Below are 1,286 nucleotides of genomic sequence, written 5' to 3' on the forward strand. Positions count from 1 at the left end.
TTCGTTCGTGGAGAGCTTTATTGTAAACTAATCTTACACAGCCCAATGTGCGCCGCAATAGCGACTCTTGTGTTGGTGTGGGGTAAAATCGAAACGAATAGGCTTTTTCCATATCCCGCATTCTAGCATATATCGTGTAAACGATGCTCATATTTAACAGCAAAGCCAACCTAAAACGGCGGGGTTTCAGACCCAAAATTTTCGATGAGAGCGATATGAACTAAGCTAATCGGCTTCGCTGAGATTAGCGTTTCCAAAACTAATCTCGCAGATTTTGCGCTTTTGACGCTTCCTTTGGCAGACTTACCGTTTGAGCCTAAATCCTGTTATAATAGGGTAAATAAAAACAATGAGATAAAATGCCCAAGAAAGCTTACTTAGCCGAACATCTAAGTTCAGAGGAACTGAAAGATAGATACAGAAGCAGTCAAGACTCAGTAGAAACAAGAAGATGGCACTTATTGTGGAAAATATCGTTAGGATGGACAATCAAAAATGCTGCAGTAGCTGTAGGATTAGATTATCAATATAGTTTTAGAATTCTCAAAAGATATAATGAATTAGGAGAAGAAGGAGTTAAAAATCTCAAGAAAAAAAGTGTGGAACATCGGAGAGGAAAAGAACCTTTATTGAAGGAAGAACAATTGCAAAAATTAAAAGAAGAACTGAAAAAACGTCCTGCCGATGGAGGAATCTGGACAGGTCCGAAGGTGGCTAGATGGATAGAAAAGGAAACGGGACGAGAAAAAGTTTGGAATCAAAGGGGATGGGATTACTTAAAAAAAGTGCAGATATTCTTGTCAAAAACCGAGACCAAAACATAAAAAGGGAGACCCAGTTAAACCAGAAAAATTTAAGCAGAATTTACCAGTAAAAGTCCAATAATTAAGAGATAAATTTACCAATTCTCAGATAGAAGTCAAAAACTTTAAGTTGCCGAGGGAATCATGCTCGATTTTCTACTTTGCTTATTCGCCAAAATTACAGCCAGCCGAGAGATTGTGGTCTCTAGTAGATGAACCCCTGGTTAATGAGCATTTTGAAACGATTGAAGCAATGGAAGAAACAATGACTAATGAAATTAAAAACTTGACTAACTAGGGTCTGCTGAAAAAGTTTTTCCTAGGGGCAGGGTGTAGGGTGTGGGGTGTGGGGTGTGGGGTTTTACCCATTTTCATCGGGTAAATTACCTAATTTTCAGGGAAAAAGTCCAGGGATTTTCCCCCCGACCACTCCCATATCTGGTACTTTTTGATTGACAAAAAGTCTAAAAGTCTTACCCAACA

2 protein-coding genes are annotated in these 1,286 nt (G+C 38.8%); one reads left to right on the forward strand and one right to left on the reverse strand.

The genetic code is table 11. The annotated features are described in order from the left end of the window. Positions 1–112 (reverse strand): helix-turn-helix domain-containing protein (locus tag O9290_RS14610; protein WP_287738602.1); only part of this gene is annotated, 112 nt, incomplete at its 3' end. Between the two features lie 247 nt (positions 113–359). Between O9290_RS14610 and O9290_RS14615 the strand changes: the two genes are divergently transcribed. Continuing rightward, the gene (locus tag O9290_RS14615) at positions 360–824 is read left to right on the forward strand and encodes a helix-turn-helix domain-containing protein (RefSeq protein WP_002760422.1); all 465 of its coding nucleotides are present in this window, start codon (positions 360–362) and stop codon (positions 822–824) included. The last annotated feature ends 462 nt before the right edge of the window (positions 825–1,286 follow it).

This window comes from Microcystis sp. LE19-41.2A, from assembly GCF_027530405.1.
GTDB classification, from domain to species: domain Bacteria; phylum Cyanobacteriota; class Cyanobacteriia; order Cyanobacteriales; family Microcystaceae; genus Microcystis; species Microcystis aeruginosa.

What these genes read in the sequence shown, in the direction of transcription:
- O9290_RS14615 (WP_002760422.1), top strand. Translation starts at nt 360, where the DNA reads ATGCCCAAGAAAGCTTACTTAGCCGAACATCTAAGTTCAGAGGAACTG.